The sequence below is a fragment of the Bordetella ansorpii genome (genome assembly GCF_900078315.1).
GTDB classification, from domain to species: Bacteria; Pseudomonadota; Gammaproteobacteria; order Burkholderiales; family Burkholderiaceae_B; genus Bordetella; species Bordetella ansorpii.
Genome location: NZ_FKBS01000014.1, coordinates 436,205 through 458,664 on the forward strand (window position 1 = coordinate 436,205; position 22,460 = coordinate 458,664).

General features: G+C 68.0%; 20 protein-coding genes. 14 read left to right on the top strand and 6 right to left on the bottom strand.

Going from position 1 to position 22,460, the window contains the following annotated elements; all coding sequences use genetic code 11:
- Positions 1–74 precede the first annotated feature (74 nt).
- On the top strand, positions 75–515 hold the full coding sequence (locus A7W11_RS09655) for a VOC family protein (protein ID WP_066410910.1): 441 nt from the start codon (positions 75–77) through the stop codon (positions 513–515).
- A 174-nt stretch (positions 516–689) separates the two neighbouring features.
- Here the strand turns inward: A7W11_RS09655 and A7W11_RS09660 are convergent, their stop codons facing one another.
- Entirely contained in the window at positions 690–1,382 is a 693-nt protein-coding gene (locus A7W11_RS09660) for a GntR family transcriptional regulator (RefSeq protein WP_082887175.1), read from the bottom strand.
- 305 nt (positions 1,383–1,687) lie between these two features.
- Between A7W11_RS09660 and A7W11_RS09665 the strand changes: the two genes are divergently transcribed.
- From A7W11_RS09665 to A7W11_RS09715, 11 genes are all read left to right on the top strand, one after another.
- A complete protein-coding gene (locus tag A7W11_RS09665) occupies positions 1,688–2,473 on the top strand; it encodes an SDR family oxidoreductase (RefSeq protein WP_066410911.1) in 786 nt (261 codons plus the stop codon).
- Between the two features lie 14 nt (positions 2,474–2,487).
- The gene (locus tag A7W11_RS09670) at positions 2,488–3,621 is read left to right on the top strand and encodes a pyridoxal phosphate-dependent aminotransferase (RefSeq protein ID WP_066410913.1); all 1,134 of its coding nucleotides are present in this window, start codon (positions 2,488–2,490) and stop codon (positions 3,619–3,621) included.
- A 21-nt stretch (positions 3,622–3,642) separates the two neighbouring features.
- Positions 3,643–4,524: an alpha/beta fold hydrolase gene (locus A7W11_RS09675; protein WP_066410915.1), complete on the top strand. Its 882-nt coding sequence runs from the start codon at positions 3,643–3,645 to the stop codon at positions 4,522–4,524.
- Positions 4,525–4,557: 33 nt separating this feature from the next.
- Complete coding sequence (locus tag A7W11_RS09680; RefSeq protein ID WP_066410918.1) at positions 4,558–5,808, top strand: hydantoinase/carbamoylase family amidase; 1,251 nt, start codon at positions 4,558–4,560, stop codon at positions 5,806–5,808.
- Positions 5,809–5,881: 73 nt separating this feature from the next.
- Positions 5,882–6,802, top strand: coding sequence for an ABC transporter ATP-binding protein (locus tag A7W11_RS09685; RefSeq protein ID WP_235816836.1), 921 nt, complete (start codon positions 5,882–5,884; stop codon positions 6,800–6,802).
- Positions 6,802–7,590: a class II aldolase/adducin family protein gene (locus tag A7W11_RS09690; protein ID WP_082887176.1), complete on the top strand. Its 789-nt coding sequence runs from the start codon at positions 6,802–6,804 to the stop codon at positions 7,588–7,590. Before A7W11_RS09685 ends, A7W11_RS09690 begins: the two co-directional genes overlap by 1 nt.
- 68 nt (positions 7,591–7,658) lie before the next feature.
- The gene (locus tag A7W11_RS09695) at positions 7,659–8,501 is read left to right on the top strand and encodes a TauD/TfdA dioxygenase family protein (RefSeq protein ID WP_066410926.1); all 843 of its coding nucleotides are present in this window, start codon (positions 7,659–7,661) and stop codon (positions 8,499–8,501) included.
- A 50-nt stretch (positions 8,502–8,551) separates the two neighbouring features.
- Complete coding sequence (locus tag A7W11_RS09700) at positions 8,552–9,574, top strand: ABC transporter substrate-binding protein (protein ID WP_066410929.1); 1,023 nt, start codon at positions 8,552–8,554, stop codon at positions 9,572–9,574.
- A gap of 28 nt (positions 9,575–9,602) precedes the next feature.
- Positions 9,603–10,376, top strand: a complete 774-nt coding sequence (locus tag A7W11_RS09705) for an ABC transporter permease (protein ID WP_066410933.1) — start codon at positions 9,603–9,605, stop codon at positions 10,374–10,376.
- A gap of 8 nt (positions 10,377–10,384) precedes the next feature.
- On the top strand, positions 10,385–11,131 hold the full coding sequence (locus tag A7W11_RS09710; protein ID WP_218188583.1) for an ABC transporter permease: 747 nt from the start codon (positions 10,385–10,387) through the stop codon (positions 11,129–11,131).
- Positions 11,115–12,071, top strand: coding sequence for a cupin domain-containing protein (locus A7W11_RS09715; protein ID WP_156523039.1), 957 nt, complete (start codon positions 11,115–11,117; stop codon positions 12,069–12,071). Before A7W11_RS09710 ends, A7W11_RS09715 begins: the two co-directional genes overlap by 17 nt.
- Before the next feature lie 31 nt (positions 12,072–12,102).
- On the opposite strand, the gene gudD is transcribed toward A7W11_RS09715, so the two are convergent.
- Both gudD and A7W11_RS09725 read right to left on the bottom strand, forming a co-directional pair.
- Positions 12,103–13,446 carry a glucarate dehydratase gene (gene gudD / locus A7W11_RS09720; protein ID WP_066410942.1) on the bottom strand — a complete coding sequence of 448 codons (1,344 nt, stop codon included), beginning with the start codon at positions 13,444–13,446 and terminating at the stop codon, positions 12,103–12,105.
- Positions 13,447–13,505: 59 nt separating this feature from the next.
- Positions 13,506–14,474, bottom strand: coding sequence for a Bug family tripartite tricarboxylate transporter substrate binding protein (locus tag A7W11_RS09725; RefSeq protein WP_082887177.1), 969 nt, complete (start codon positions 14,472–14,474; stop codon positions 13,506–13,508).
- Between the two features lie 220 nt (positions 14,475–14,694).
- Between A7W11_RS09725 and A7W11_RS09730 the strand changes: the two genes are divergently transcribed.
- Complete coding sequence (locus A7W11_RS09730) at positions 14,695–15,726, top strand: LacI family DNA-binding transcriptional regulator (RefSeq protein WP_066410944.1); 1,032 nt, start codon at positions 14,695–14,697, stop codon at positions 15,724–15,726.
- Positions 15,727–15,735: 9 nt separating this feature from the next.
- Here A7W11_RS09730 and A7W11_RS09735 read toward each other — a convergent pair whose 3' ends face one another.
- A complete protein-coding gene (locus A7W11_RS09735; RefSeq protein ID WP_066410946.1) occupies positions 15,736–16,242 on the bottom strand; it encodes a GNAT family N-acetyltransferase in 507 nt (168 codons plus the stop codon).
- Between the two features lie 121 nt (positions 16,243–16,363).
- On the bottom strand, positions 16,364–19,945 hold the full coding sequence (locus tag A7W11_RS09740; RefSeq protein WP_066410948.1) for an ABC transporter ATP-binding protein/permease: 3,582 nt from the start codon (positions 19,943–19,945) through the stop codon (positions 16,364–16,366).
- Positions 19,946–20,046: 101 nt separating this feature from the next.
- On the opposite strand from A7W11_RS09740, the gene A7W11_RS09745 reads away from it, so the two are divergent.
- Positions 20,047–20,988: a LysR substrate-binding domain-containing protein gene (locus A7W11_RS09745; protein ID WP_066410951.1), complete on the top strand. Its 942-nt coding sequence runs from the start codon at positions 20,047–20,049 to the stop codon at positions 20,986–20,988.
- A gap of 74 nt (positions 20,989–21,062) precedes the next feature.
- On the opposite strand, the gene A7W11_RS09750 is transcribed toward A7W11_RS09745, so the two are convergent.
- Positions 21,063–22,445, bottom strand: a complete 1,383-nt coding sequence (locus A7W11_RS09750) for an NtaA/DmoA family FMN-dependent monooxygenase (RefSeq protein WP_066410953.1) — start codon at positions 22,443–22,445, stop codon at positions 21,063–21,065.
- Positions 22,446–22,460 lie beyond the last annotated feature (15 nt).

Below are 22,460 nucleotides of genomic sequence, written 5' to 3' on the forward strand. Positions count from 1 at the left end.
TTTGGCTGGCCTACAATCTGGCGAGCCGCGCGCATGCGTGGCCCGCTGTCTTCATCTACTGATTCAGGATTGACATGGATACCCCCTCGACGCTGCCCCAGACCCAGACCGCCTTCCACTTCGCGTTCAACGTGCGCGACCTGGATGAATCGCGGCGGTTCTACGGCCAGGTGATGGGTTGCCGAGAAGGCCGCAGCACCGATACGTGGGTGGACTTCGATTTCTTCGGTCACCAGATTTCGCTGCACCTGGGCGAGCCTTTCCCCACGGCGCGCACCGGCAAGGTCGGCAAGCACCTGGTGCCGATGCCGCACTTCGGCCTGGCGATGCTGCTGCCGCAATGGCAGGCGCTGGCCGAGCGCCTGCGCGAACACAACGTCGAGTTCATGCTCGAGCCGCAGGTGCGCTTCGAAGGCGAACCCGGCGAGCAATGGACGATGTTCTTCCTGGATCCGTTCGGCAACCCGATCGAAGTGAAGGGCTTCCGCACGTTCGAAGCGCTGTACGAGATCTGAAGCCGCCAACGGCCCCAGGCGCTGCGCGCGGATGCGCGATCGGCGTCTGGTTCCAATGAGCATGAATGCCCGCTTCGGCGGGCATTCTGCTTTCACGCACGGCCGCGTGCGCACCGGCCCGGCCGTGCCGGGCCTCGAAAAGCCGGCCGGCGCCGGCCACGCGGCCTGGCGTTCTCAACCCGCCTTGGGAAACAGGGCGATGAAGTCCAACAGCTTTTCCCCCAGCAGATTTACATGCCCGCGCATGGCATTGCCGGCGCCTTCCTCGTCGCCGGTGGCCAGCGCGCGCAGCACGGCCGCGTGCTCGGTCAGCGTGTCGGCGCGCCGCGTGGGCTTCTGCGTGACCATCTTGCGGTAGACCCCGATGCGGTTGCGCAGCGTGCGGGTCTGCTCGGCCAGGAACTGGTTCTGCGAGGCTTCGTAGATCAGTTCGTGAAAGTGCCGGTTGATCTCGTAGAACGCTTCCACTTGCTCTGTATCGGCCAGGGCCACCAGTTGCTCTTGGTACTGGCTCAGTTGCGCCAACTGCGCGGCATTGATGCGGCGCGCGGCCAGGCGGGCGCACAGGCCTTCCAGTTCGGCCATGACCTGGAACATCTCGATCAGCCGGGCAGCCGATAGCGCCACCACCAACGCGGGCTGGCGCGTGCGGATCTGGATCAGTCCGGCCGAAGCCAGGTGCCGCAGCGCCTCGCGCACCGGCGTGCGCGACACGTCGAAGCGTTCCGCCAATTCCATTTCATCCAGCCTGGCGCCGGGCGGCAGCGTGCCGGCCAGGATTTCGTTCTCCAGGATGCGATGGATCTGGGCGGAACGGCTGGCGCCGGGCAGCGGGGCGGGCAGGGCGGCGGTGGGAAAGTCGGGCACGGTAAATCTCGGTGAGCAGACACAGTGACGGCATTTTAACTTTTAATGTATGCAAGATCCATAGTCTTGTATGCACAAAAATAAAGCGAAGCCGCACCGTGTTTCGCACAGCATTGGGGCACCCGAAACCCAATATCCATAAGCCTCCTGGGAACTCAACCTGGCACGCATGTTGCTTAAGCCTAACCATCGAGCCTGGCCAGCCCGAGCCGGAACGAGGCATCAGGGGCTATTCCAGGCAAGCTTGACGAAGCACTTGTATACATAGGTCCGGCTGTCCGGACGCTCATCGAGGATACGTAGAGATGGAACTCGGTTTAAACGGCAAGTCGGCGCTGGTCACCGGCGCCTCCAAGGGGATCGGCCTGGCGACGGCGCACAGCTTCGCGCGTGAAGGCGTGGCCACCTTGCACCTGGCCGCCCGTTCGGCGGACGGCCTGGCCGCGGCGAAGGACGCGCTGATGAGCCAGTACGGCGTGACGGTGCATACCTACGCCATGGACCTGTCGGTGAACGCCAACGTGATGGAACTGGCCCGGCTGTGCAGCGAGGTCGACGTGCTGGTCAACAACGCGGCCGACTCCACGCCCGGCCCGATGGATCAACTGTCGGATCAGGTCTGGCGCGACAGCCTGGACATGAAGATCTTCTCGTACGTGACGCTGACGCGCGAGATCTACGCGCACATGAAGCAGCGCGGCCACGGCGTCATCGTCAACGACATCGGCAACTCGGGCGAGAACTGGGACGCCAACTACATCGTGGGCACCACCGGCAACGCGGCGATGATGGCCTTCACGCGCGGCGTGGGCGGCCGCAGCCTGGATGACGGCATCCGCGTCGTGGGCGTGAACCCCGGCCCCGTGGCCACCGACCGCATGGTCAAGCTGATGAAGCGCCGCGCGCTGGACTGGTACGGCGACGAAGGCCGCTGGGAAGAGTTGTTCGACAAGTACCCCGCCAAGCGTCCGGCCAGCCCGGAAGAAGTGGCCGACCTGATCGTATACCTGGCCTCGGAACGCGCGGCCTACATCACCGGCACCATCGTGACCATCGATGGCGGCATCGCCTCGCGCCGGTCCATCATCTGAGGACCGGAACCGCCATGCGCAGCTTCGAACAACGCAACGCCTATTTCGACCGTCTCTGCAATACGCCGGGCCTGATGTGGCTGGGCCAGAACACCAACCACTTCGACCCGCATCCCAGCGTGATCGAGGCCGTGACGCAGGCGCTGACGCGCGGCGACTATCACGCCTACGCGCCGCCGGCCGGCTTCGAGGAACTGCGCCAGCTGATCGTGCGGGATGCAGGCGTGCCGGATGCCTGCGCCTTCGTCACCGACGGCGCGGTCGAGGCCCTGTACAACGTGTGCCGGAACATTTGCGAGCCGGGAAAGGACTTCGTCACCACCGATCCCAGTTGGGCCTGGCCGATGATGTTCGCGCGGCAGGCGGGCGCCAACGTGGTCGAACTGCCCATCTATGACGCGGCGCAGGACTACAAGCTGACGGCCGACCAGTTGCGCGCGGCGGTCGGCCCGGACACCGGCGTGATCTACCTGGTGGATCCGAACAACCCGCTGGGCACCTGCCACACCGAGGCCGAGATCCGCGAGATCGCCGAGATCGCGCGCTCGGTGGGCGCCTACCTGATCCACGACGCCACGTATTCGCAGTTCGCCGACGACTTCACGCCGGCCTGGCGCTTCTATCCCGAGAAGACGGTGATGACCTACAGCTTCTCGAAGTGGCTGGGGCTGGCCGGCATGCGCCTGGGCGCGGTGATCGCCAACCCCGACATCATCGAGCGCCTGGCCAGCGCGCCGCCCAACAACCTGGGCAGCAACGTGCTGTCGCAGCGCGCGGCCATCGCCGGCCTGAAGACCAAGGCGGAATGGTTTCCCGAGATCAAGCAGCGCCTGCGCCGCAACCAGGCGGCGCTGGCCGGGGCCGTGTCGCGCGTCGACGGCCTGCATCTGCCGGTGTATCCGTCGCAGGCCAACCTGCTGATCGTGGAAACGGGCAATGCCGGCGTGCGGCCCGAGGCGCTGGTGGCGGCCTATCAGACCGAGGGCGTGATGATCCGCCAGGGTACCTATCACACCAAGCGCTTCGGCGAGCGCTTCGTGAAGATCAGCCTGAGCGTGCCGGAAGCCTGGGCGGACCGCTGCTGCGAGCTGCTGCCCGCCATGGTGGAGCACGCCCGCAAGCATCCGGAACCGGTCGCGCTGTTCTGACGCACCCTGACAAGGACACACATGCCTTCCATTACCACCCGCGATGGCGTCAGCCTGCATTACGAAGCGTGCGGCAGCGGCACGCCCATCCTGTTCGTGCACGAGTTCGGCGGCGACTGGCGCAGCTGGGAGCCGCAGATGCGCCATTTCGCGCGGCGCTACCGCTGCATCACCTACAGCGCGCGCGGCTACCTGCCATCGGACGTGCCGGCCAGCGTGGACAGCTACTCGCAGCAGATCGCCGTCAATGACATGGCCGACGTGCTGGACGGCCTGGGCATCGAACGCGCGCACGTGGTGGGCCTGTCGATGGGCGGCTTCGCCGCGCTGCATTTCGGGCTGCGCCATCCGGACCGCGCGTTGTCGCTGGTGGTGGCGGGCGCGGGGTACGGCGCCGAGAAGCAGTACGAGGACTACTTCCGCAACGTGTCGCTGGAAGTGGCCAACAAGTTCGAGAGCCTGGGCGCGCCCGCGTTCTCGAAGATCTATTCCACCGCGGCCTCGCGCATCGCCTTTCAGTTGAAGGATCCGCGCGGGTGGGCCGAGTTTGCCGAGCAACTGGGACAGCACGATGCCACGGGCTCGGCGATGACGATGCGCGGCGTGCAGGCGCGCCGGCCGTCGATCTATGACCTGGAGGCAGAACTCAAGCAGATGGCCGTGCCGACCCTGGTGATCGTGGGCGACGAGGACGATCACTGCCTGCAGCCCGGCATCTTCCTCAAGCGCACCGTGCCGGCCAGCGGCCTGCTGGTGCTGCCCAAGGCGGGCCACACGCTGAACATCGAGGAGCCGGGCTTGTTCAACCAGTTCGTCGGCGATTTCCTGGCGACGGTGGAGCAGGGCAGGTGGTTGCCGCGCGATCCGCGCTCGGCGCCTGCCGAGATCATGAAGACGCAGTGATTGCCCGACTCCTTGAATGACGTTGTCACGCCCATGAATACGATGCCCTCCACCCAGGTCAGCCAGGACCGCCTGATGAACCGCCTGATGGCGATGGCCCGTATCGGCGCCACCGCGGCGGGCGGCGTCGATCGCGCGGCTCTGTCGGCCGAGGACGCGGCGGCGCAGGCGCTGATGGCGCAATGGGGCGCGGAGCTGGGCCTGTCGGCCTCGCGGGACGCCGCCGGCAATTTCTTCCTGCGCTGGCAGGCGGGTGAGGGCGCACCGGTGCTGTCGGGGTCGCACCTGGACAGCCAGCCGACGGGCGGGCGCTACGACGGCGTCTATGGCGTGATCGCCGCGCTGGAAGCGGTGCAGGCGATACAACTGGCCGGCGTGGCGCCGCGGCGGCCCATCGAGATCGTGGCCTGGATGAACGAAGAAGGCTCGCGCTTCGCGCCCGGCATGATGGGCGCGGCCGTGTATGGCGGCGCACGCGCGCTGGCCGACGTCCTGCCCGTGCGGGACAGGCAGGGCGTGTCCGTGCAGACTGCGCTGGCGGCCACGTCGGCCGCATTGCGCGGGATCCCCGAGCGGTCGCTCGGGGGCGTGCCGTATGCCTACGTCGAAGCCCACATCGAGCAAGGTCCCGAGTTGGAACGCGAGGGTTGCCCCATCGGCATCGTCAGCGGCATCCAGGGCAAGCACACCTTCCGCGTCACCGTGCGCGGCGAGGCGTCGCACGCCGGTACGTCCACCCGCGCCGAGCGCCGCGATGCGCTGCTGTCGGCGACCGCGATGGTGCAGGCGTTGGCGCAGGCGCTGCACGACGACGCCGACATCGTGAAGTTCACCGTGGGCCGCTTCGACGTCACGCCCAGTGCGCCGTCGGTGGTGGCCAGCCAGGTGGTGTTCTCGATCGACCTGCGGCACCCCGACAGCGAAGAACTGCGCCGCCTGTCCAGCCTGGTGGCGCCGACCTGCCAGGCGCAGGCGGGGCCGTGCGCGGTCGAGGTCGAACGCCTGTCCGCCGCCGATTCGCTGACGTTTCCCAGCGCCCTGCGCGACCGCCTGACGGCCGCCGCGCGGCGTCTGGACCTGCCGTCGCTCGGCCTGATTTCCGCCGCCGGACACGATGCGCGTTATCTGCATCCTCTTTGTCCGTCGGCCATGCTGTTCGTGCCGAGCCGCGACGGCATCACCCACAACGAGGCGGAGTTCACCGAACCCGCCGACCTGCACGCGGGCGCCCGCGTGCTGGCCGACGTCCTGGCCGAGCTTGCCACCCTGGAAGGCCGGCCATGATTCCCACGCTTTCCAACGATCTGGACGCATGCCGGCATCGCGCCGCCACGCGTTCGTCGCGCAAGGAGATTCGATGATGTTCGCTTCATCCCGCCTGGCCACCGCGGAAGCGGCGGGCGCTTCCGCCGCCACGGTGCAGCCCGTGGGCGGCAAGGCCGACTCCCAGGCGCAGGCCGGTGCCGCCGCGCGCGTGCCGGGCGGTTCGCTGCTCAGCCTGTCCGGCATTTCCAAGACCTTCGGCGCCACGCAGGCCCTGAATGGCCTGGGCGTGGATATTGCGCCGGGCGAGTTCGTCACGGTGGTGGGCCCCAGCGGCTGCGGCAAGAGCACGCTGTTCAACATCGTGGCTGGCCTGGAAGAGCCTGATGCCGGCGGCAGCATCCAGTTCCTGGGCAAGCCGTGCCGTGCCTCGGACCTGCTGGGCAAGGTGTCGTTCATGCCGCAGCGCGACCTGCTGCTGCCCTGGCGCACGGTGATCGACAACGCCATCCTGGCCGTCGAGCTGGAAGGCGCGCGCCGCTCGGATGCGCGCCGCATGGCGCTGGACATGCTGCCCGAGTTCGGCCTGGCCGGCTTCGAGAGCCAGTATCCGCACGAACTGTCGGGCGGCATGCGCCAGCGTGTCGCGCTGATGCGCACCTTCATGTTCAAGCGCGACCTGATGCTGCTGGACGAGCCTTTCGGCGCGCTGGACGCGCTGACCCGCAGCATGATGCAGCGCTGGCTGCTGGACGTTTGGCAGAAGCATCGCCGCACCATCCTCTTCATCACCCACGACGTGGACGAGGCCCTGTTCCTGGGAGACCGCGTGCTGGTGATGACGGCGCGCCCCGGATGCGTGAAGCTGGAGCAGAAGGTGGACCTGCCGCGCCCGCGCCGCGCCGACATCGTCACCTCCGCGGAATTCATCGACTTGAAGCGCGTGCTGCTGGACGCCATCGAGGAGGAAAGCATGAAGTCGTTCCGCGCCAGCGGCAACGCGGGAGGCCATTGATGAACGCCGCCTTGAAAGAGTCCGTGTGTCCTGCGGGGATGCCTCCGGAAGAATGGGACGCCCGCGTGTCGCTGGCCGCCTGCTACCGGCTGGTGGCCAACCTGAAGCTGGACGACCTGATCTACAACCACATCTCGTTGCGCGTGCCGGGCACGCACGACCAGTTCCTGATCAATCCGTACGGCCTGCTGTTCGAAGAGATCACGGCATCGAGCCTGGTGCGCATCGACCTGCAGGGCCGCAAGCTCAGCGACAGTCCCTACGAGGTGAATGCCGCCGCCTTCGTGATCCACGGCGCCATCCACCAGGGCAAGCAGGACGCCGCCTGCGTGCTGCATACGCATTCCGACGCCAGCATCGCGGTGTCGGCGCAGCGCGATGGCTTGCTGCCGCTGTCGCAGTTCGCCATGCGCTTCTATCGCCGCCAGGCCTTTCATGACTACGAGGGCGTGGCCATCGACATGGACGAGCAGGCGCGCCTGGTGGCCGACCTGGGCGAGCACCGCGTGATGCTGATGCGCAATCACGGCGTGCTGACGCTGGGCCGCACCGTGGGCGAGGCCTTCATGCTGCTGTACTACTTCGAGCGCGCCGCGCGCATCCAGCTGTCCATGCAGGCCGCCGTGGCCGGCGGCGCGGGTCCGATCGTGCTGCCCAGCCATGACGTCAGCGAGAAGGCGGCCCGCCAGTTCTGGGAGAACAAGGGCGACATCCTGGTGGCCGGCGAACGCGAATGGCCCGCGCTGCTGCGCCAGCTGGACCGCGCCGATCCCTCCTACAGCACCTGAACACCCCGCATCACGCAATCCGCAGCAGTATCGATCCGCGAACCCTACACAGTACGAAGGTGAAAGACATGCTCAAGACGCGCTCCCTCCATCCCGGATTCGGCATCGAGGTGCTGGATCTGGATCTCGCCGATCCCGCCAGCGACGCGGCGATCGACCAACTGGTGCAGGACCTGGACCGCCATTCGCTGATCCTGGTGCGTGGCCAGAAGCTGAGCAACCCGCGCCATGTGGAGGTCAGCCGCCGCTTCGGCTCGCTGATGACGCACGTGCTCAAGCAATTCCTGACCACCGGCCTGCCCGAGATCTACGTGTTGTCGAACGTGTCCGAGAACGGCAAGCCCATCGGCAACCACAAGGAAGGCTGGAACTGGCATTCGGACCTGTCGTACGTCGCCGAGCCCAGCATGGGCTCGCTGCTGTATTCGGTGGAAGTGCCGCCGGAGGGCGCCGACACGCTGTTCGCCAGCATGCACCTGGCCTACGAGGCGTTGCCGCCCGCCACGCAGCAGCGCATCCGCCACATGACCGCCACGCACTCGTATGCGGGCTACTACGGCAAGGCCTTCGCCGACCGCACGCCGCTTTCCGAGGAGCAGAAGGCCCGCACGCCCGACGTGCGGCATCCCGTGGTGCGCACGCATCCCACCACGGGCCGCCTGTCGCTGTACGTGGGCGAGGACATCATCAAGCACATCGACGACCTGCCGCCCGAGGAAAGCGCGGCGCTGCTGGATACGTTGAACAAGCACGCCATCAGCGATGCCTTCACGTACCGCCACCGCTGGCAGCAGGGCGATCTGGTCATCTGGGACAACCGCTGCACCATGCACTGCGCCACGCCCTATGACGACAACAAGTATCGCCGTGTCATGCACCGCACCACGGTGGCTGGCACGCGGCCGTTCTGAATCCCACGCAGCACCCACCACGCACTGAATATTCGACAAGGGGAACCGACATGAACAAACGACGCTTGCTGGCCTTGATGGCCTGGGCCGCCACCTTCGGCGCCGCGATGGCGGCGCTGCCCGCGTCTGCCCTGGCCAAGGACATGGTGAAGGCCACGCTGCGCCTGAAGTGGCTGCCGCAGACGCAGTTCGCGGGCTTCTACTACGCGCAGCAGCAGGGTTACTACAAGGAAGAGGGCATCGACCTGACCATCAATCCCGGCGGCCCCAACCTGCTGACCGAGAACCTGGTGGCCACGGGCGCGGATACCTTCGGCCTGTCCGGCGGCACCGACAGCGTGCTGGCGGCCATCGACAAGGGCATGCCCATCGTGTCGATCGGCGTGGCGCACCAGGTGACGCCTTTCGTCTTCGTGGCGCGCAAGGACGGCCCGGTCAAGACGCTGAAGGACTTCGAAGGCAAGAAGGTGACGGCATGGTTCACCGGCGCGAATTATGTGCTGTTCGGGATGCTGGCCAACCAGCACGTGGATCGTTCCAAGGTGGACATCCAGCCGCAGCAGGTCAGCGTCACGCCCTTCGTGAACGGCGACATCGATGTGGTGACGGCCACCTGGTACAACGAGCTCTACACCATCCGCCAGCGCGTGGGCGAGGACAAGCTGCAGCTGTTCAAGGCCGAGGACTACGGCATCACGTTCCCGCGCGACACGCTGATCGTGTCGCAGAAGACCGCGAAAGAGCAGCCCGAGCTGGTCAAGGGCTTTCTACGCGCATCGATTCGCGGATGGCGCGAGGCGATGAAGCATCCGAAGGACGCCGTGGATGCCGTGATGAAGGTCGCGCCCACGCTGGACCGCACGCATCAGGAATTCATGTTGACCGAGGCCTATCGCCTGATGACCGAAGGCAAGGCCAGGACGGAAGGGCTGTTCTGGATCGATCCGGCCGCCATCCGCGCCGCGCAGGACTTCCTGGTCACCAACAAAGTGGTCAGCAAACCGGTGGACGTGACGCAGGCTTTCGACGCCAGCTTCCTGAAGTCCATTCCCACCGCGGACCGCCTGCCGTGATCCTTCCTTTCTCTCTGGGAGCCAGCGCATGAAGAGCGCCTCGCTTCGATCCGGACCCGCCGCGGCGCTGTTGCGCGGCGTGATGACCCTCGCCGTCATCGCCGTGGCCTGGGAGGGCCTGGTGGTGGTGGCGGGGTTGCCGCCCCATTACCTGCCGCGCCTGTCGGTGATCCTGGATTCGATCGTCTCGCTGCCGGATGCATACCTGGCGGGCTTTCTGCGCACCTTGTCGGAAACCGCGCTGGGCTATGTGGCCGGCGCGCTGGTGGGCGTGGTGAACGGGGTGCTGTTCCATCGCTCGCGCCTGCTGCGCGAACTGATCTTTCCGCTATTCGTGATCTCGCAGACCATTCCCGTCATCGCGTTCGGCGCGGTGGTGGTGCTGTGGTTCGGCAATACCATCCTGGCCAAGGCGTTGATCGCGTTCTACCTGACCTTCTTCCCGGTCACGGTGAACACGTTGAACGGGCTGGAGTCGGTGGACCGCCGCCAGGCCGACCTGCTGCGCAGTTTCGGCGCGACGCGCCTGCAATTGCTGTGGCGTCTGGAGCTGCCGGCCGCACTGCCGCAGATCTTCGTGGCGCTGCGCCTGGCCTGCACACTGAGCCTGTTGGGCGCGATCGCCGGAGAATGGTTCGGCGACACCACAGGGTTGGGCGTGCTGCTGTTGCAAGCCATGTACAACGAGAATTTCGTGGCGCTGTGGGCCGCGATCCTGATGGCGGGTCTGCTGGGCACCTCGTTCTACGGGCTGGTGGCGTGGGTCGAGCACAGAGTCGTTTTCTGGAGAAGCGAGCTATGAAGACGCCGATGAAGTGGTCTTCCCGCGGTACGCGGCGCGCCGTCATCGGATTGCTGGGCGTGGCCGCGCTGTGGGAGGGCGCTGCGCGAGGGCTGGACCTGCCCGCCTACGTGCTGCCCAGCGTGACGCGCATCCTGCAGGCCATCGTCGAGCAACGCGGCATGCTGCTCGGCGCGGCCGGCACCACGGTGATGGAAGCCGTGGTGGGTTTCTTCTCCGGCTCGCTGGCTGGCCTGCTGCTGGCCATCGTGCTGACCATGATGCCCGCCGTGCGCCGCAGCGTGCTGCCCGTGGCCACGGCGCTGAACTCGGTGCCGGTGGTGGCCTACGCGCCGCTGATCCTGCTGTGGTTCGGCATGGGTCCGGAAAGCAAGATCGTGATGGTGGCGCTGGCCGTGGGCTTCACGGTCTTCCTGCATGCCCTGGCCGGGCTGGACCGCGTGGACCCGCGTGCCGTGAACCTGATGCGCAGCTTCGGCGCGGACCGCGCGGCCATCCTGTGGCGCCTGCGGCTGCCCGCGGCCATTCCGCTGACGGCGGCCGGCATGCGCGTGTCGACGGTGCGCGCGATGATCGTGGCCATCGTCACCGAGATGCTGGGCGCGACGGGCGGGTTGGGCTGGACGATTTTCCAGGCGGTGCTGCAGATCGACTTCGTGCAGGTCTGGGCCGCCATCTTCGTGGCCTCGGCAATCAGCCTGGTGTTCTTCGGCGTGGTCAATCTGTTGGAGAAGCGCTATGTGTTCTGGAAGTGACGCGCAAACGACGGGCTGGGGATCGATGGCGGCATTGCCGCCCGGTCGGGCCGCCGCGCCCGCCGGCTGCGCCCAGGCACGGGCGCGCTATTTCAATTCGGCCAACGCGTTCAACATCCATCTGGATCCGGTGCCGGCGCGCATCTTCGCCGATCCGGCGGCGGCGGCCCTGGCGGCCGACGGCGCCACGGGGTTCTATCCGTGCGACCAGCGCGAACAACTGGGCAGCCCCTGGCCGGCCACCACGCCATTCATGCTGGCCCGTTATGCGCGTATCCGGGCGGGCGACACGCTGCATGCCGATTTCGTGGCCAGCGGCGCGATCTGGTATGTGATCGAGGGTAGCGGCAGCGTGCAGTCCGGCGCGGAAACCATGACCTGGTCTCGCGGGGACGTGCTTTACCTGCCCGCGGGCGCGGCAAGTTGGCGGGCTTGCGAAGCGCGGGCCGCCGTGCTGTGGGGCGTGACCGACGAGCCCTTGCTGGCCTATCATGGCCTGCGGGCCGCGCGGCCCGAAGATGGTCCGGTGCATTTCAAGGCGAACGATATCGACGCCGAGATCGACCGCATTCATCGCACGGTGCCGGACGCCGGCACGTCGGGACTGGCGGTCGTTTTTTCCAGCGAGGCCATGCAGGAGCGGCGCAATCTGATGCCCGCGCTGACGCTGTCGATGAATACGCTGCCGCCTGGCTGCGCGCAGTCGCCGCACCGGCACAATTCTGCCGCGCTGACGCTGATCGTGGCCAGCGAACAATGCAAGTCGCGGGTGGACGGACAGGACTGTCCGTGGTCGGACTGGGCCACGCTGGTGACGCCGGCAGGCGCGCCGCATTCGCATCACAACGACGGCGCGCGCCGCGCGGATTTCCTGATCGTGCAGGATGGCGGGCTGTATTACGAGGCCCGGACGATGGGGTTCGAGTTCCTGGGAGAGTGATGCGCCGCGCCGCGATGCCCGCCCTCGTGTCTCAGCGCACCATGCAGGGCCGCTTGTTGTCGAACTTCCAGCCCGGGATCAGGTACTGCATGGCGATCGCGTCGTCGCGCGCGCCCAGGCCGTGCTGCTGGTACAGCGCATGGGCGCGTTCGACGGCGTCCATGTCCAGCTCGATGCCCAGGCCGCCGGTCTGCGGCAGTTCGATGTGGCCGTTGCGGATCTTCAGCGGATCGCGCGTCAGGTGCTGGCCGTCCTGCCAGATCCAGTGCGTGTCGATGGCGGTGACGCGGCCAGGGGCCGCCGCGCCCACGTGCGTGAACATGGCCAGCGAGACGTCGAAGTGGTTGTTGGAGTGCGAGCCCCAGGTCAGGCCGAAGGCCTGGCAGGTCTGTGCCACGCGCACCGAACCCTGCATGGTCCAGAAATGCGGGTCGGCCAGCGGGATGTCCACGGATTGCAGCGACAGCGCGTGGGCCATCTCGCGCCAGTCGGTGGCGACCATGTTGGTGGCGGTGGGCAGGCCGGTGGCGCGGCGGAACTCGGCCATCACCTCGCGGCCCGAGTACACGCCCTCGGCGCCGCAGGGATCCTCGGCATAGGCCATCACGCCATGCAGGTCGCGGCACAGGCGCACCGCGTCCTTCAGCAGCCAGCCGCCGTTGGGATCGAGCGTGATGCGGGCCTGCGGAAAGCGCTCGTGCAGCGCGCGGATGGCTTCGACTTCTTCCTCGCCGCGCAACGCGCCGCCTTTCAGCTTGAAGTCTTCGAAGCCGTAGCGTTCGTAGGTGGCCTCGGCCAGCTTGACGATGGCCTCCGGCGTCAGCGCCTTCTCGTGGCGCAGGCGCAGCCAGTCGTCTTCGGCATCGGGCGCGCTTTGATAGGCCAGGTCGGTCTGCTTGCGGTCGCCCACGTAGAACAGGTAGCCCAGCATCTGCACCGAGGTGCGCTGCACGCCTTCGCCCAGCAGCGCGGCCACCGGTACGCCCAGGTGCTTGCCCAGCAGGTCCAGCAGCGCCGATTCCGCCGCCGTGACCGCGTGGATCGCCACGCGCAGGTCGAAGGTCTGCTGGCCGCGCCCGGCGCTGTCGCGGTCGGCGAAGGTCTGCCGCATGCGGTTCAGCGTGTGGTTGTAGTTGCCGATGGAACTGCCCACGATGAGGTCGCGCGCATCCTCCAGGGTGGTGTGGATCTTCTCGCCGCCGGGCACTTCGCCCACGCCGGTGTTGCCGGCGCTGTCCGTCAGGATGACCAGGTTGCGCGTGAAGTAGGGGGCGTGCGCGCCGCTCAGGTTGAGCAGCATCGAGTCGTGGCCCGCGACGGGCACCACGCGCATCTGCGTGACGACGGGAGCGGAGGACTGCTGGGAGTGAGGCATGATGGCTAGGCCTGTTGTGCCCGGCCGAGATGGCCGGACGGGTTGCTGCGTGACGGCGCTTACTGCACCGAGATGTTGCCAGTCTGGATCACGGTTTTCCAGCGGGCGCTTTCCTGCTGCTGGAACTTGGCGAAGGCCTCGGGCGAGTTGGCCACGACTTCCAGGCCCAGGTCGGTGAAGGGCTTGCTGACGGCGGGATCCTTGATGGCGGCGTTCAGGGCGGCGGACAGCTTCGCCTGCACGTCGGCCGGGATGCCCTTGGGCGCCACGACGGCCTGCCAGGCGTAGACGGTCAGGCCGGACACGCCGGCCTCGGCGAAGGTGGGCACGTCGGGCAGCACGGGCGAGCGTTTGTCGCCGGTGACCGCCAGGGCCTTCAGCTTGCCGGCCTTGATGTGCGGCAGCACGGCGTTGAGGTTCTGGAAGGACATGTCGACCTGGCTGCCCAGCAGATCCTGGATGGCCGGCGCGCCGCCCTTGTACGGCACATGCAGGCCCTTGGTGCCGGTCTTCTGCCAGAACAGTTCGGCGGTCAGATGATCGGACGAGCCGGCGCCCGAGCTGGCGAAGCTGAACTCGCCCGGCTTGGACTTCAGCAGCTTCAGCACGTCCTGCACGTTGTTCACCGTGGGGGCGATCCTGGGGCTGACGACCAGCACGTTGGGCGTCTGCACCGCGACGGTCAGGTAGGTGAAGTCCTGCGCGGGGTCGTAGGTCAGCTTCATCAGGTGCGGGGCCACGACCAGCGGGGCCAGCGAGGTGACCAGCAGCGTGTAGCCGTCCGGCGCGGCACGGGCGACCTGCGAGGCGCCGATGGTGCCGGTGGCGCCGGCCTTGTTCTCGACCACGACGGTCTGCTTCAGTTGTTCACCCATCTTGTTGGCCATGGCGCGCGCCACCGAATCCGTGGCGCCGCCGGGCGGGAAGGGCACGATCATCGTGATGGGCTTGTCGGGCCAGGCCTGGGCCAGGCCGGCGGCCGCCATCAAGGTGGCGCCCACGATCCATTTGAACGCGTTGCGGTGCATGCTGTGTCTCCTCGCTGAGGGATATTTATGCTTTGGTAACGTTACCATCTTGATTGGTAACGTTACCACCCAAGGTATGCCGCAGTGTAGATCAAGCAGGACGACGCGGTATCAGGGGAAACCCCAGGGGCTTTGGCGAGCGGTCGTCGCCGTCACCGGTTAGTCTTGATGACCTCCCACGCACGGGGACTTTTCCGCCTTCGCCGACCGATTCCGCCGCATGCTGTCCGACAAGCCCGCCAGTTCCTCTTCCCGCGCCGCCGCGCGCGCCAGCGTCACGGTGCGCGATGTGGCACGGGCCGCGGGCGTGTCGATGATCACGGTCTCGCGCGTCATCAACACGCCGCAACAGGTATCGCCGGCCACGCTGGAGAAGGTCAACGCCGCGATCCGGACACTGGGCTACGTGCCCAATCTGATGGCGGGCAGCCTGCGGCTGTCGCGCAGCAATCTGGTGATGGTGCTGGTGCCGACGATCGCAAGCTCGCTGTTCGGCGGCATGCTGACCGCGCTGACGCGATCGCTGGAAGCCAAGGGTTTCCAGTTGATGGTGGGCCAGAGCGGCTACGAGGCGCCGCGCGAGGACGCATTGCTGCGCGCCATCATTGGCCGCCGGCCCGACGGCATCGTGCTGACCGGCGTGATGCATTCCGAGCAGGGCCGCGACCTGCTGAAGGCCTCGGGCATTCCCATCGTCGAGACCTGGGACACCACCGAGACCCCCATCGACATGCTGCTGAGCCTGTCGCACGATGCCATCGGCGCGGCGGTCAGCCGGTATCTGTTCGAGGCGGGCAAGACGCGGCAGGCGGTGCTGTGCGGCGACGACGAACGCGCGCATCGCCGCGCGCGCAGCTTCGCGCAGACGGCCTTGCAATTGGGCCTGCCCGAACCCGTCATTCATTACGTGCCCGCCCCCACGACGCACGTGCAGGGCCGCGAAGGCTTGCGCATTCTGCAAAGGGGCCAGGGCATCGATGCGGTGTTCTGCACCTCCGACCTGATGGCCAGCGGCGTCATTACCGAAGCCCTGGCCCAAGGCCTGGGCGTGCCCACGGACCTCTCGGTGGTGGGCTTCGGCGACATGGAGTTCGCCGCGTCGATGGTGCCGTCGATCACGTCGGTGCACGTGGATGGCGCAGCCATCGGCGCGCAAGCGGCCGAGATGATCGCCGCGCGCGTGAACGGTGAGTCGCCTGAGGCGGCGGTGGTGGAGATCGGCTTCGAGATCGTCCGGCGCGACAGCGCCTGAGCGCTGCGTTCAGGCAGGGATGCGGTAGACCACCGCGTCGTACTTGGCGGTATCGCGCCGGCCGACGACGACGCCGCCCAGGCGTTCGGCGATGCACCGGCTCGGGGCGTTCTCCATCGCCACGGGATAGATGAAGGCCGCCCTGCCGAAGGCGGTCGCGGCCCAGTCGGCCACGGCCTTCACGGCCTCGCCGCCATAGCCATGACCGTGTTCGGATTCGCGGATCCAGATGCCCAGCTCGGGTTCGGCGTCTTGCGTGCGGTGCAGGCCCACGAAGCCGACCAGGGCGCCGGTGCCGGTCAGGCGGATGACAAAGGTGATGTCCTCGCCGGTGGATATCTTCGGCAGCCAGGTTCGCCAGACCGACTCGAATTCCGCTTCGGAGCCCGGCGGCTCGAAACGCATGTAGCGCGTCAGCGTGGGCGTGATGCACGGGTAGGCCTCGCCGGCATCGTCCGCACGGAACGGGCGCATGTGCAGCCGTTGCGATGCGATCGACACTTCGTTCCACTGCATCGTTCGATTCTCCTCGGTGAGGTGAAGGGGCACGCAAGACGTGCGGACCCTGTCACCGTAGCACGGCATCGCGAGGCGGCCGGACGATCAGGGTTGCCTGGCGATGCCGCCCCAGCACGCCTCAATGCGCGCTGGCCCTCGCATAGAACCCTTCCTGCTTCAACAGCGCTTCGTGGGTGCCGGCCTGCGCGAGGCTGCCGTGTTCCAGCACCAGGATCAGGTCCGCGTCCTGGATGGTGGACAGACGATGCGCGATGACCAGCGTGGTGCGGTGCTGCATCAGCATGTCCAGGGCAGCGCGCACCTGCAGTTCCGACAGCGTGTCCAGATGCGAGGTGGCTTCGTCCAGGATCAGCAGGGGCGCGTTCTTCAGGAAGGCGCGCGCGATGGAGATGCGCTGGCGCTGCCCGCCCGACAGTTGCATGCCGCGTTCGCCGACGCGGGTGGCCAGGCCGTCGGGCAGGGTGCGCACGAAGTCGGCCAGCGCCGCCTGCTGCAACGCGGCCTGCAGTTCGTCCGGGCGGGCGTCGGGGCGCGCCAGGCGGATGTTGTTTTCCAGCGTGTCGTTGAACAGGTAGGTATCTTGCGTGACCAGAGCCACGCAATCGCGCAGGGCGTCGAGGTTCATCTCGCGCACGTCCACGCCACCGATGCGTATCGTGCCGGCGTGCGGATCCCAGAAGCGCAGCAGCAGGCTGGCCACGGTGCTCTTGCCCGCGCCGGAAGCGCCCACCAATGCGGCGGTGGCGCCCGCGGGCACGGTGAAGGTCAGGTGCTTCAGCGCATCGCCGCGCTGGCCGCCGCGCTGGCCTGGATAGCCGAAGCTGACGTTCTCGAAGGCCACCGACAAGCCCTGCGCGGACTGCGGCGCGGGCAACGGGCCATCGGTGACAGGCTCGGGTTCGTGCGACACCACGTGCAGGCGGCGCGAGGCGGCCACGGTGTCGGCCAGTTGGCGGCTGACCTGCGAGATCTCGGAGACGGGCAGGAAGGTCGCCAGGGCGATCAGGATCAGCAACGGCAGCATGCCGGCGGACAAGGCGCCGGCGGACACCTGCAAGGCGCCGACCACGGCCACGGCCACGCCGCCCAGGCCCATGGCCATCTCGAACCATGCGGTCTGCGCGGACAGGTCGCGCAGCAGCGCCAGGCGGCGCTGGGCGTAGCGTCCGGCCACTTCCAGGAAACGCACGCGGCGGTGGCCGGTGGCCTGGAAGGCAGTGAGTTCGGCCAGGCCCTGGATGGTGTCGGTCATATGGGCGCTCATCTCGCCCAGCGCGCCGCGCGCCTTGTCGCCCAGGGCATCGATGCGGCGGCGGCCGCGGATGGGCGACAGCAGCGCATAGGCCAGGAAGGGCAGCAGGGCCAGCGCCACGGGCCAGCTGAAGGCGGCCAGGAAGCCCAGCACGGTCAGCGGCACCAGCACCGACACGATGGCCGGGCCGATGGTGTGGGCGTAGAAATACTCGATCATCTCGACGTCCTGCGTGGCCAGCGACACCAGGTCGCCGGAGCGCCGTTGCAGCAGGTAGGCCGGGGCCAGCCGTTCGAGCTTGTCATACAGCTTCACGCGCATGTCGCCCAGCAACTGGTAGGCCATGGCGTGCGCCAACCACGATTCCAGCCAGTGGAACAGCGCGGCCAGCGGCGCGGCCACCAGCAGGCCGGCGATCAGCCAGCCCGTGTCGCGGCCATCGCGGATCGCGGCCACCACCAGCGCGCTCAGCACGCCCACGCCGATGTAGGCGGCCACGCGGGCCACGCCCAGCAATATCGTCGCGATCAGCGTGCCGCGCCACGGCCGTACTACGGCCATCAGCGTGGACAACGTCTGCCGCCAGCCCACCTGGTCGGCGTCCTCGTCCAGCGCGCGCGGCGCGGGGCCGGAGGCGGCCGTGGCGCCGGGAGTCGCATTCCGGGCCGTTTCGGCGGGCGCCGCCGCACCATGCGCGGCAGGCGCCGTAGCGCGTTGCCGGGCCGCATCCTGCTCATGCATCAACGTGTAGTACAGGCCACGCTGCTGCATGAGCTCGGCATGCGTGCCTTGCTCGACCACGCGGCCCTGGTCCAGCACCAGGCTGCGGTCGGCGCCGATTACGCTGGCCAGGCGGTGCGCCAGGATCAGCGTGGTGCGCCCCGCCATCAGGCGGTCCAGCGCCTGCTGGATGAGGGCTTCGTTCTCGGTATCGACGGAAGACAGCGCTTCGTCCAGCACCAGGATGGGCGCGTCGCGCAGCAGGGCGCGGGCAATGGCCACGCGCTGGCGCTGCCCGCCGGACAGTTGCAGGCCGCGCTCGCCGATGCGCGTGGCATAGCCCTCGGGCAGGGCCATGATGAAGTCGTCGATGTTGGCGGCGCGCGCGGCGGCGCGCACCTGTTCCTGCGTGGCGTCCGGGCGGCCCAGGCGCAGGTTCTCGTCCAGCGTGCCGTGGAACAGCGTGATGTCCTGGCTGACCACCGCGATGCGCGACAGCAGCGCCTGCGCGTGCAGCTCGCGCACATCGTGCCCGCCCACGCGGACGCTGCCCGACTGGGCCAGGGCCTCCTTCAGCAGCAGCCGCACGATGGTGGACTTGCCGGCGCCGCTGGGGCCGACCACGCCCACGCGCTCGCCCGCGGCAATGCGAAAGCGCAGGCCCTGGTGCGCGGGACGTTCGGGCGTGTAGGCGAAGGCCACGTCGTCGAATTCGATGGTGGGCGTCAGTTGCGCGGGCGACGCGCCCTTGCCCTGGGCGGCCAGTTTCGTGGCCGTCGATTCGGCGTCCATCAGGGCGTGGATGCTGGCGGCGGCCGACTGGCCCAGCATGCCCCGGTGCAGCACGGCGCGCAGATCGCGCAGCGGACGGAAGATCTCGGTGCCGGCCATCAGCACGATCAGCAGGGCCTCGACGCTCATGTCGCCGGTGCCGACGCGCCAGGCGCCCAGCGTCAGCGCCAGGGCGGCGCCCAGCGCCACGCCCAGGTCGCTGATGCCGCGCGTCAGCAGGCTGACCGACAGCACCCACAGGGTGCCTTCGGACAGGCGGCGCGCGCGTTCGGCCAGGCGGCGGCCCCACGACTTGCCCTGGCCGAAGGATTTCAGCGTGGGCAGGCCCTGTACGGCGTCCAGGAACTCCTCGCCGAAGTCTTTCAGGGATTTCGAGCGGGCCAGGCTGGCGCGCCGGTCCAGCATGTGCACGGCCATGGGGCCGAACAGCGCGAACAGCGCGGCGGCCAGCAGCACCAGGGCCGTGGGCACGTCCCAGAACGCAATGACCGCGAAGATGGCGAAGGGGGCGGCTGCCGCGATGGCGACCTGCGGCAGGTACTGGCCGAAGAACGTCTGCAATTGCTCGACGCCGTCGACCACGGTCAGCATCACGCCGCCGGTGCGCTGGTTGGCGAACCATGCGGGGCCGAGCGACACGATGCGGTCGTACAGGCGGCTGCGCAGCACCTGCTGCACGGTGGCCGCGCAACGGTTGGCCTGCACGCCGCGCCAGTGGTCCAGGCCCGCGCGCAGCAGCACCATCGCCGCGGCCCAGGCCGCCGGCACGGCCCATGCCTGCCAGGGCTGGCCGGCGAATACCGCGGCCAGCATCTGCCCCAGGAAGACATAGCGCGCGATGCCGGCGCCCAGCGCCAGCAAGCCGAGCAGCACGCCGCCCGCCATCCGGCCGCGCATGCCCTCGGTGAACTGCCAAAGCCGATAGTCGAAATACATACCCCATCCCTCGATGATTCTTTATGCCGCCATTGTGGCCGTCCTCGCGCGGGCGCGGGGATCGATAGTTTTTCGATCAAGGGTTGAGTTAAATTGCACCCATGTCATTGCCTTCCACCCGAACGCCGCCCCTGGCCGCGCTGCGCGCCTTCGAGGCCGTGGCCCGCCTGGGCAGCCTGAGCCGCGCCGCGGCCGAACTGAACGTGACCAAGAGCGCGGTCAGCCATCAGCTGCGCGCGCTGGAGGCCGACCTGGGCGTGGCGCTGCTGCGCCGTGGCGGCACCACCCGGCGGGCCGAACCCACCGAGGCGGGCGCCGATCTGCTCGCATCCGTGCAACAGGCCTTGACCCTGCTGGCCACCGCCTGCGGCAATGTCCGCGCCGCGGCGCGGGGGCGGCGGCCCAGCCGCCTGAACATCTCGGCCAACCCCTCGCTGGCCGCGCTGTGGCTGGCGCCGCGCATCGGCCGCTTCATCGAGGCGCATCCGGACATCGAGGTACAGGTCTACCTGCACGCCAACCAGGATCCGGCCTGGATCGAGCAGGACATCGATCTGGCCTTTCTGCACATGCGCGCGGAGGGACCCCACCGGCGGCCGGAACCCGGTGACATCCCCCTGATGTCGGAAAGCGTGGTGCCTGTGTGCAGCCCCTCGCTGGTGCCCGAAGGCCTGCGCGCCGACCCCGCTGTCTTCACGCGCCACCGCTGGCTGGAAGAGAAGCACGTGGCCAGCCCCGAGACGCGCTGGCGGACCTGGCACGAGCGGCTGGGGCTGGCCCCGCGCGACTGGCAGGATCCGCTGGTGCTCAGCGGCCTGAGCACGGTGGTGTCGGCCGCCGTGGCGGGCGTGGGCATCGCACTGGGCCGCCTGCCGCTGATCGACGACGAGATCGCGCGCGGCGGGCTGGTGCCGCTGGCGCCCGGCCTGCGCCTGCCGGGATCCTGGGGATACGTGATGCGCATGCGGCCGCATCGCACCCATGACGCCGCGCTGCCCACGCTGGTCGAGTTCCTGCTGGGCGAGGCGCAGGCGCCCTCCTGAGGCATGGGGCCTGGCCCAGGCGGCGGTTCCTGGTTCGTCGACGCGGGTGGGAATAGTCGAGCGGCCGATCGTGCCTAATCGGCCGCCTGCGGAACGGCGGCCGGGCTGAACAGGCGCCGGTGGGATGCGCCCGGGTGCGAATCCAGCAGCCTGTCTCGCCCGAACAGCTTGTTGCGCAATGTGCCGGGCCGGTATTCACGCTTGGCCAGGCCGCGCTTCTGCAGCACCGGCAGCAACTCGGCGTTGAATACTTCGTACGAGCCGGGAATCATCCAGTTGATGACGTTCACGCCGTCGATGCCGGCTGCCTGCCAGACTTCCAGCTGCCCCGCGATCTGTTCGGGCGTGCCCACCAGGCGGGCGTGGCGGCGTGACACCAGCCTGGCCAGGTCGGCCACCGTGGGTTCGCGGCCGGGCGTGGCTTTTCGCAGCCACTCGATGTGGCTGCGGCCGCCGTTGGTGCGGATGTCGGCCAGCAGCATGTCGGGCGGATAAGGCTTGCCGGTGTCCTGCGAGACGCCCACGTTCGAATGCGCCAGGAAACCGTCGATGCTGATGTGCGCATCCAGTTCGGCTTCCCGCCGGCGCGCCTCTTCCTCGGTGCTGCCCAGCACGAACGAGAAGCCCTGGATGAACTTCAGGTCGTTGCCATCGCGGCCATGGCGGCGCGCCAGGTGCCGCGTTTCCTCGATCAGGTCGTGCGCGGCCTGCGGATTGGGCGCGGCGATGAACTGGCCTTCGGCATGCTGCGCGGCGAACGCGCGTCCGGCCGGCGACGAGCCTGCCTGGTACAGCAGCGGCGTGCGTTGCGGCGAAGGCGACGGCAGGTGCGGCCCCTCGACCCGATAACGCTTGCCCACATGATGGATCTTGTGAATCTTGGCCGGATCCGCGAAGACGCCGCGCTTGTCCTTCTTCAGCGCATCCTCTTCCCACGAGCCTTCCCACAGCTTGTAGACCACCTCCAGGTACTCCCGGGCCCATTCGTAGCGTTCGTCGTGCTCGGTCAGCCGGTCGAAGCCGAAGTTGCGCGCGGCGTTCTCCTGCGTGCTGGTGACGATGTTCCAGGCCAGGCGGCCTCGCGTGATGTGGTCCAGCGTCGAGGCGCGCCGCGCGAACTCGAAGGGGTGGGCCTGCAACACGGAACTGGTCAGCGCGAAGCCCAGGTGCTCGGTGTTCACGGCCAGCGCCGACAGCAGCACCGAGGGATCGTTGCTGGGAATCTGCAGGCCTTCCTGCGCGTTCACGGTGTAGTCGCCGTTGACGGGTCCATACAGGCCGACCACGTCGGCGAAGAACATCGCGTCGAACAGGCCGGCTTCCAGGGTCTTGGCCAGGTCTATCCATAGCCGCACGTCGTCGAACTCGGACTGGCGGGCGTCGGGATGGCGCCACAGGCCATGCTGGATGTGCGAGGCCGTGTTCATCACGAAGGCGTTGAAGATCAGTTCTTTCATGTCGTGCCGTCTCCT